General features: G+C 53.9%; 6 protein-coding genes. 2 read left to right on the top strand and 4 right to left on the bottom strand.

Going from position 1 to position 8,644, the window contains the following annotated elements; all coding sequences use genetic code 11:
• Positions 1-451 precede the first annotated feature (451 nt).
• Positions 452-913, bottom strand: coding sequence for an Lrp/AsnC family transcriptional regulator (locus DFO57_RS21895; RefSeq protein WP_014605185.1), 462 nt, complete (start codon positions 911-913; stop codon positions 452-454).
• A gap of 106 nt (positions 914-1,019) precedes the next feature.
• Here DFO57_RS21895 and DFO57_RS21890 point away from each other — a divergent pair, with 106 nt between their 5' ends.
• Both DFO57_RS21890 and DFO57_RS21885 read left to right on the top strand, forming a co-directional pair.
• Positions 1,020-2,087, top strand: a complete 1,068-nt coding sequence (locus tag DFO57_RS21890; protein WP_199226585.1) for a zinc-dependent alcohol dehydrogenase family protein — start codon at positions 1,020-1,022, stop codon at positions 2,085-2,087.
• Between the two features lie 236 nt (positions 2,088-2,323).
• Positions 2,324-3,619, top strand: a complete 1,296-nt coding sequence (locus DFO57_RS21885) for an MFS family transporter (protein WP_015699646.1) — start codon at positions 2,324-2,326, stop codon at positions 3,617-3,619.
• Between the two features lie 44 nt (positions 3,620-3,663).
• Here the strand turns inward: DFO57_RS21885 and pssA are convergent, their stop codons facing one another.
• The 3 genes from pssA to DFO57_RS21870 form a co-directional block, all read right to left on the bottom strand.
• Positions 3,664-5,019, bottom strand: coding sequence for a CDP-diacylglycerol--serine O-phosphatidyltransferase (gene pssA / locus DFO57_RS21880; protein WP_015699647.1), 1,356 nt, complete (start codon positions 5,017-5,019; stop codon positions 3,664-3,666).
• Positions 5,020-5,118: 99 nt separating this feature from the next.
• On the bottom strand, positions 5,119-7,794 hold the full coding sequence (locus DFO57_RS21875; protein ID WP_015699648.1) for a bifunctional acetate--CoA ligase family protein/GNAT family N-acetyltransferase: 2,676 nt from the start codon (positions 7,792-7,794) through the stop codon (positions 5,119-5,121).
• Positions 7,795-7,902: 108 nt separating this feature from the next.
• Positions 7,903-8,583, bottom strand: a complete 681-nt coding sequence (locus tag DFO57_RS21870) for a tRNA-uridine aminocarboxypropyltransferase (RefSeq protein WP_013026876.1) — start codon at positions 8,581-8,583, stop codon at positions 7,903-7,905.
• Positions 8,584-8,644 lie beyond the last annotated feature (61 nt).

Raw genomic sequence — 8,644 nt, 5'->3', positions numbered from 1 at the left:
GGGGTCTCCCCATGCGAGAGTAGGGAACTGCCAGGCATCAAACAAGTGAAGAAGCCCTGAACTGACGTTCAGGGCTTTTTTACGTCTGCGATCTGCCAGATAGCCCCCATCATATTCCGTCTCATCATGACCCCGATACAACCGCGGGTCTGCAACGCCGCTCTTGCTGCTTTAATCCTCTCCCGCACTGCGTCATTCTGTGCATCATCTCAAACAAAACTGTGAAAATCGTTACCTGCCAGCCTTCCGGTATGCACCCAACCACTTTATTTCTGTCGCTATCAGGATTTTCAGGAGCCGCAAAATCGTTGAAAGCCTTTCATCGCATGCAAATTCCCCGCATTACCGTTGTGATGCGGTAAACTACCGGCAGGTATCTTTAGCTGGCAACGTCTCTCTGATCGGGATGCATTAGCGCAACAACAATTCTCTTTACAGAACTGCATAACCGTTAAACCGGTAGCGGATGCGTTTTCTTTACTTCTCTGAGTGAAATCGAAGAATTAATACTCAGTATCCCCGGTAATTTACGCAGTTCCTTTTCGATAAAAAGACTGTAATGGTCTAAGTCGCGCGCCACGACCTGTAAAAGGAAATCAGCTTCACCGGTAATGTTGTGGCAGGAAAGCACATAGGGATTGGCATTAATCCTGTCTTCAAAATCCCGCGTTGCCGCTTCACTGTGCTGGCTACAGACCAGACGGACAAATGCCATCACGCCAAAGCCCACTTTTCTGCGGTTAACCACCGCCTGATAACCCTCAATAAACGCCTCATCCTCAAGCCGTTTCAGACGTCGCCATGCAGAAGCCGGGCTAACATCCAAATCCTGTGAAAGTTTAAGACTCGATACCCTGCCGTCCTGCTGCAGATAACGTAGCAGCGCCAGATCTTTCTTATCAAGAAGACTCACTGAAATATCCACTCAACCATCGCAAATTTGATGAAGGATAATTTCATAAATAATTATCCACCTGCAACAGATGAAAAGTAATTTCCGAATCGAAAGGTATAATTTTATGAACGCCTACGATGAGGGTTTACTGATGAAAGCAGTGATATACGAGTCATTTCTGTCGCCGCCGATGCTGCAAACGGCCCCGGACCCTACTCCCGAGCCGCATGGCGTGGTGATTCGGGTCAAAGCCACCGGTGTTTGCCGAAGTGACTGGCACGGCTGGGTCGGGCACGATCCCGATATTCCTCTGCCTCATGTGCCGGGACACGAATTCGCAGGCACAATTGAAGCCGTTGGCAACGCGGTGACTAAATGGCGGCCGGGCGATAATGTCACGGTACCTTTTGTATCGGGGTGCGGCTTTTGTCACGAATGTCATACCGGTAATCAGCAGGTCTGTGACCATCAGTTCCAGCCTGGCTTCACGCACTGGGGATCGTTCGCCGAATACGTAGCGATACAGCAGGCCGACTTAAATCTTATCGCACTGCCGGACACGCTGAACTTCACTACCGCAGCCAGTCTCGGGTGCCGTTTTATTACCTCGTTCAGGGCAGTGGTCGATCAGGGAAGAACGTCGGCAGGTCAGTGGCTTGCCGTGCACGGCTGTGGCGGTGTGGGACTTTCCGCCATCATGATCGCGAATGCGCTCGGGGCAAACGTGGTGGCGGTGGATATTTCGGATGAAAAGCTGCAGCTGGCCCGTGATTTGGGTGCAGTTGCCGTAGTAAATGGCGCTCGCGTGCACAATGTGGCGGAAGCCATCAGAGAAATCACCCAAGGCGGAGCACATGTGTCACTGGATGCGCTGGGTCATACTGTGACCTGCGTGAACTCCATTCATTCCTTAAGAAAAAGAGGCAGGCACATCCAGATAGGCCTGATGGCGGGCGAACACAGTGCACCGCCCATTCCAATGGCCAGCGTTATTGCTAACGAACTGGAGATTATTGGCAGTCACGGCATGCAGGCTCATCGTTACGGCGACATGATGAACATGATTGCCACCGGTAAACTCTGTCCTGAAAAGCTCATTGGCCGCACCATCAGCCTCGAGCAATCCATAGAAGCGTTAATCAATATGGATAAGTTTGAATCACCGGGCGTCACGGTAGTCACGACGTTCTGATGCACTAAAACACCGGCCTGTCTGCACAGCTCGTACACATGTTGTAGAGAAAGGTCGGTCGTTTTTGATATCCGTAGCGGGCTGGCGCGGTGGTCTGACACTTTCAGTTGTTACAGAAAATTAACAACATAAGTCACATTTTGTCATCCAGAACCAACACCTCTTTCCGTTTTATTCCCGTCCATGCTTTACTCAACGCTTTAACGCTGCTTATCAGCATGGAGCCGAGGCATAGCATGTCAGATGTGATCAAAAATCCACAATCGCAGTTGCTCGACAGAAAAAAACGTATCTGGGCCATAGTAGGTGCATCCTCAGGTAATCTCGTCGAATGGTTCGACTTTTATGTGTACTCGTTTTTCTCACTCTACTTTGCCCATATCTTCTTTCCGCAAGGGGATACGACAACCCAGTTGCTCCAGACGGCAGGCGTGTTTGCCGCAGGCTTTTTAATGAGGCCGATTGGCGGATGGTTATTTGGCTATATTGGTGACCGCCACGGGCGTAAAAAATCCATGCTGATTTCTGTCTGTATGATGTGTTTCGGATCGCTGGTCATCGCCTGTCTGCCGGGTTACAACAGCATTGGGATAGCCGCGCCAGCCCTGCTGTTACTGGCTCGTATGTTCCAGGGGCTGTCGGTGGGCGGGGAGTACGGCACAAGTGCAACCTATATGAGTGAAGTGGCCCTGGAAGGGCGCAAAGGCTTTTATGCCTCCTTTCAATATGTCACCTTAATTGGTGGGCAGTTAGCCGCTGTGCTGACGGTGGTGGTGCTGCAGTTCATCTTAACCGATCAGGAGCTACGCACATGGGGCTGGCGCATCCCGTTCTTTTTAGGCGCTGCGCTAGCCGTGGTGGCGTTATGGCTGCGCCGCTCTCTGGACGAAACCTCCGATAAACAGAGCCGTGAGCATCGGGATGCCGGTAGCGTCATTGGCCTGTTACGTAATCACACCAAACCCTTCCTCATGGTGCTGGGCTTTACGGCGGGCGGTTCGTTGAGCTTTTACACCTTTACAACCTACATGCAAAAGTATCTGGTAAATACCTCTGGTATGGATGCGAAAACCGCCAGTGCATTGATGACCGGTGTGCTCTTCGTCTATATGCTGCTGCAGCCCGTTATTGGCGGTTTGTCGGATAAAATAGGCCGACGCACGTCCATGATGATTTTCGGTGCCGGTGCAGCAATCTGTACCGTACCCATCCTTACTCTGCTGCAAAACGTACAGAGTCCGGGCATGGCATTTGTTCTGATTATGCTGGCACTGCTTATTACCAGCTTTTACACCTCGATCAGTGGGATTCTGAAAGCTGAGATGTTTCCGCCGCAGGTGCGAGCCCTGGGCGTCGGGCTGTCTTATGCGGTGGCGAATGCGATCTTCGGTGGGTCTGCAGAGTACGTGGCGTTACTGATGAAGCACAAAGGGATGGAGACCACCTTCTTCTGGTACGTGTCTGCGATGGGCGCGCTGGCGTTTCTGGTTTCGCTGCTGCTCCACCGGCATGGGAAAGGAATTAAGCTGTAGCAGAGGAAAGGAGTGCCGCAGGCAGGCTGCGGCATTCTGAGGGTTTACAGTATGCGGCTGATGAGGCGGTCAATACGAATACGGCGTAGACGGCGAATCAGCTTACGCACTTTCGCCGGGTAGTCAGCGATGCTCTCCAGCTCACGAAAGTGTCCAACGACCGTGGTATGTTGACGGATCAGCATCAGCTCATGCTGTCGCTGATCGGCCAACTGCTGATGCGGATCGTGGATCAGTACCGCATTCTCGAGATCCAGCCGCCAGGCGCGGGGATTAAGATTGTTGCCTGTAATGAGCTGCCACTCATCGTCAACCCACATTCCTTTCAGGTGATAGCTGTTTTCACCGTCTTTCCATAAACGTACGGTCAGCTGCCCGTTGCTAACGTAGTACTGCAGCCGGCTTAAAAAGCGACGCAGGTTAATTTCGTAGAGGTAGGGCAGTGCACCGATGATCTTAAATGGCTGATCGGGTGCGATATAGAAGTCATTCGCTGTTTTATCACCCACGATGATCTCAACGTCACGACCCTGACGTAGCAGGCCAATGATATTGCGCACCAGCAGCGCAGGCAGGTTGAAATAAGGCGTGCAGATGGTGAGCTTCTTTTCAGCGCAGGGCATCAAATGGAAAATGGTCTTGTTCAGCAGGCTACGCTTGCCCAGGCCGACCAGTGGCGTCACGGTGAGTTCATCGTTGCCGGCGTTGCCTTCAAACTGATAGTTGAACCCGCGCAGGTCCTGACGAAACTGACGCGTTTCATTTTTAATTTCCGGACTGGAAGGACGCTCAGCATAGTCCAGGCGATTGACTGCCTCGGCGTCTTTTAAATGCTGGTTGATCCATTCGAACATGGTGTCGGCCAGCGCGGGATTACGAATGAGCTGGTAGCGATCGTAGCGGTATTTATCGTGCTGATGCAGGTAAACGTCATTCAGGCTGGCCCCGCTGTAGAGCAGCGTATCATCAATGATGAAGCCTTTCAGATGCAGTACCCCGAGTGCCTCGCGAGTATTAACCGGAATGCCGTAGACAGGAATGACGTGATCGGGATGCTGTTGGGCCATCTCACAATACCAGTCGGCATTAGTCACGCCTCGTGCAGCACCAATGCGACCACGTTGGGCACGGTGCCAGTCGACTAAAATACTGATGTCGAGCTGTGGGCGAGCGAGTTTCGCAGCATACAGTGCATTCATGACGGCGCGGCCCGCATCGTCATTTTCCAGATAGAGTGCGACGATACAAATGCGCGATTGCGCTGACGCAATCTTTTCCAAAAGCGTCTCACGAAATTCGGCGGGCGAATAAAGCGTCGACACATCCGCAACAGATTGTGACAGTTTAGGCAGCTGTGCGAGGTGTTGTTGGTGTTTATTGCGTTTAAATTTAGACAACATCACAGTGCACTTCTTCTCGGTTCATTGTATGGCCTTTTGCCACCAAATCAGGGTCATAACGCTAAATAATAACATCAACCACGACGAACTGGGCGATTTTTACTTTTCTCTACACGGCAAACTGACATTATCCTGTAACAAAAGCTTAAGACTGACGATGCCATCGTCCATTTGGACATCCACGTCAAAGTTGAGTTTTTTCGCCAGCGTCACCATGCCGCGGTTGCCGGGCATGGTAATGCCGTTCAGTTGTTGCAGGCCATGCGCGCGGGTGTAACGGATCATTTTTTCCAGTAAACGTCTTCCCATCCCCAGCCCTTTAAGATCGGAGCGCACCAGTACCGAAAACTCGGCATCAACGTTGTCGGCATCCGAAATCGCGCGGGTCACACCGATGATCTCCGGCTGCCCCTGATGCTGCCGAACGGCGACAATCGCCATCTCCCGGTCGTAGTCAATCTGCGTCATATTGGCCAAATCGTCATGGGTGAATTCATTAATTTCGCTAAAGTAGCGGTAGTAGAGATCTTCTTTCGTCACCTGGCTGATAAAGTCACGCAGCAGCGGTTCATCTTCCGGCAGGATAGGGCGGAATAAGCAGTGCTGACCGTCCTTCAACTCGACCTGTTCTTCCAGGTGCTGAGGATAGGGTCGGATGGCCAGACGCGTTTCGTTATCACCGTCAAAAGGCGCAAGCGTCAGCGTAACGTCCAGTAAGGTGAAATCGCTACCTGCCGCCAGCAGTGGATGAATATCCAGCCGTTGTATTTCCGGGCAATCTACCACCAGGTTAGAGACCTGAACCAGCAGTTGGCTCAGGCCAGCTACATCAAGCGGAATCAAGGCACTTCGGCTGCGGACCTTGCCGCTTTTTATTGCCTGGATCACCAGATAGCGCGCCAGGGTCATATTCAGCGGCGGCAAAGCAACCGCCGCCTGTTTCTCTGCCTGCCACTCTACGCCGCCTTCACCCAGCATGATGATAGGGCCAAACAGCGCATCCTGCTCCACCACAATCCGCAGCTCCTGGGCACCAGCCCGGTTCGCCATGCTCTGCACCACCAGTCCTTCAATACGCGCGTGCGGCAGCGTCTGCCTGACCCGGTCAATAATCGCGTCCGCCGCGCGTTTAACTTCGGCGGCGTTACGTAGGTAGAGCATGACGCCCTGCACTTCAGACTTATGCGCCACATCGGGCGAACGGAGCTTCAGCGCGACCGGATAGCCGGTTTGTTCAGCAATCGTGACGGCGTCCTCACTGTCTTTTGCTATCCAGGTGGGTAACGTCGCGAGGCCGTAAGCTTTAAGAACGGGCTGCACTTCGTGCGTATCCAGCGACAGGATGCCCTTATCCAGCGCCTGAGACAGCAACTGGTGGGCCTGAGCGCTGTCCTGGGTCAGGTTTACCGGCAGGGCGGGGGTTTCCCGCAACAATTTCTGGTTACGCCGGTATTCAACCTGATGCATAAAGGCGGTGACGGTGCCCTCCGGCGTTCGCCAGGTGGGAATGCCGGCCTGAGTAAAAGCACGGCGCGCCGCCTGAGAGGAGAATTCGCCGCACCAGTTGGTCAACAGCGTGAGCTGTTTTCCGCGCGGATGCTGATGAATAAGCTGAATGATTTTCTCTGCGGTTTCGGTCGCCGGGGCAACAGCGCTGGGGGCATGAATAATCATCAGGGCATCTAAATCATGGCTGTCGAGCAGGACGGCCAGGCAGGCCAGATAGCGTTCCGGCGTTGCATCGTCCTTTAAATCGACCGGATTGCCGTGCCCGACGCCCTCCGGCAGAACGGCACTAAGCTGCTCTATCGTTTGCTCGCCCAGCGTGGCGAGCTTACCGTTGCGGGCATAGAGTTCATCTAACGCCAGCGCGGCGGGAGCCGCGCCATTGCTGATAATCATCAGCCGGTGCCCGCGTGGTGGACGCATATGGCTCAGGGACTCAACTGCGGTGAACAGCTCGTGCGTATCCTGCACCCGTAACAAGCCCGCACGCTGGATCGCCGCATCCCAGGCGGCATCGAGACCGCTGTGCGTACCAAGCAGCGCCTGTGCCTGCCGACTGCGGCCGCTTTTGATAATCAAAATAGGTTTGTTACGGGATGCGCTACGGGAGGCCGAGACAAACCGGCGGGCATCGCTAAGGTGTTCAAGATAAAGCAGAATCGCGCTGGTTTTGCCGTCACGGGCCAGAAAATCCAGCAGATCGTCCACGTCGGTATCCAGGCTGTCGCCTAAGGCGATAAACCATGAAAACCCCAGGTTACGTTGCTGCGCCCAGTCAAGGATGGTGTTGGAGACGGCTGATGACTGCGATATGAACGCAATACGGCCTTTGGCGATGGGAACAGGAGAAAAGCTGGCGTTAAGCCCCTGCCACGGTGCCAGTAATCCCAGACTGTTTGGGCCTAACAATCGGATCTGCCAGCGGCTGGCGCAGGCTTTTAACTCGGCGAGCTGACTGGCGGGGGCGGAGAGGATGATGCAGGCTTTACAGCCTTTCTCGCCGAGCTGTTGTAACAGCGTCAGATTTCTTTTGTGATGGGTACAGATCACCGCCAGGTCGGGGGCGAAGGGCAAACTGTGAATATCAGGCCAGGCCAGCACGCCGCTAACGGCTTTATATTTTGGCGTCACCGGCAACACCGGGCCGCTAAAGCCGCCCGCCAGCAGATTACGCATCATAAAATAGCCTGCCCGTCCCGGCTTGACCGAGGCGCCGATTACCGCAATTGATTTTGGTCTTAACAGCGCTTCCAGTCCACGTTGACTCATCACCTTCTCCATTCGTCGGCATTTAGGGGAGTGTAAACGCTTTTGGGCTTTTTTACCGTCGGGCAGATCCCAGCCTGAATAATGACAATCGGCCTGTCAGAGCGAGTGTTACCTCTCCTGGCCGGGATGATGCGGCTTACCGGCAAGATAGGCCTGACGGAACTGCTCAAAGTGCAGGGTTAATGCCTCGCCAGCCTCACGGTCGCCGGCCTGGTGCAGCAGCGCCGCGGCAATCTCTGCGGTGCAATGCTGACCTTCGCCATGCGCTTCGCGCAGCCTGTAGCGGGACGGTGCCGTGACATTAAGCGAGATCACCGGAAAGCGATCAAGCCAGGGGCTTTTACGAAACATCTTGCGGGCTTCATTCCAGGTACCATCCAGCATGATAAACAGCGGCGGTTTACCTGACAGCGGCGGCGAATGCACAATCTTGCGACCTTCATCGGCGTAAGATGCAGGGAAAACCACCAGTGGCTGATAAGCCTCACTGGCCACGGCCTGCAGCAGTAAAGGATCGGGCTCGGTGCGTGACCAGCCAAAGGCCTGGGTATCTGGCAAGACGTCGGCGATCAACCGGCCCGTATTACTTGGCTTCATCGGTTCGGTATCAAACATCACCAGACAAAAGCGACTGCGGGCAGACTGCACACGAATGCTGGCGCACAGACAGTGTTTTTCCGGCAACAGACATCCCTGGCAACGAAGCACACGGTTTCCACGTGCCAGAAAGGGACGTGTGGCGCGGGCCAGACGTTGGGCACGTAAACGCAAAACGGCATTTTCAGACATGATTATTCAGGACAAGAAAAAGCGTAGTGTAATCGAAGCGTCGGACAAAGGGAAAAGGCCA

Origin of the sequence: Pantoea sp. AG702 (assembly GCF_003182295.1) — a bacterium.
GTDB lineage: Bacteria > Pseudomonadota > Gammaproteobacteria > Enterobacterales > Enterobacteriaceae > Pantoea > Pantoea ananatis.
Note: the sequence above shows the minus strand (reverse complement) of the source record. Positions and strands in the feature narration are given on the sequence as shown.

What these genes read in the sequence shown, in the direction of transcription:
- DFO57_RS21890 (WP_199226585.1), top strand. Translation starts at nt 1,020, where the DNA reads ATGAACGCCTACGATGAGGGTTTACTGATGAAAGCAGTGATATACGAG.
- DFO57_RS21885 (WP_015699646.1), top strand. Translation starts at nt 2,324, where the DNA reads ATGTCAGATGTGATCAAAAATCCACAATCGCAGTTGCTCGACAGAAAA.
- pssA (WP_015699647.1), bottom strand. Translation starts at nt 5,019, where the DNA reads ATGTTGTCTAAATTTAAACGCAATAAACACCAACAACACCTCGCACAG.
- DFO57_RS21875 (WP_015699648.1), bottom strand. Translation starts at nt 7,794, where the DNA reads ATGAGTCAACGTGGACTGGAAGCGCTGTTAAGACCAAAATCAATTGCG.
- DFO57_RS21870 (WP_013026876.1), bottom strand. Translation starts at nt 8,583, where the DNA reads ATGTCTGAAAATGCCGTTTTGCGTTTACGTGCCCAACGTCTGGCCCGC.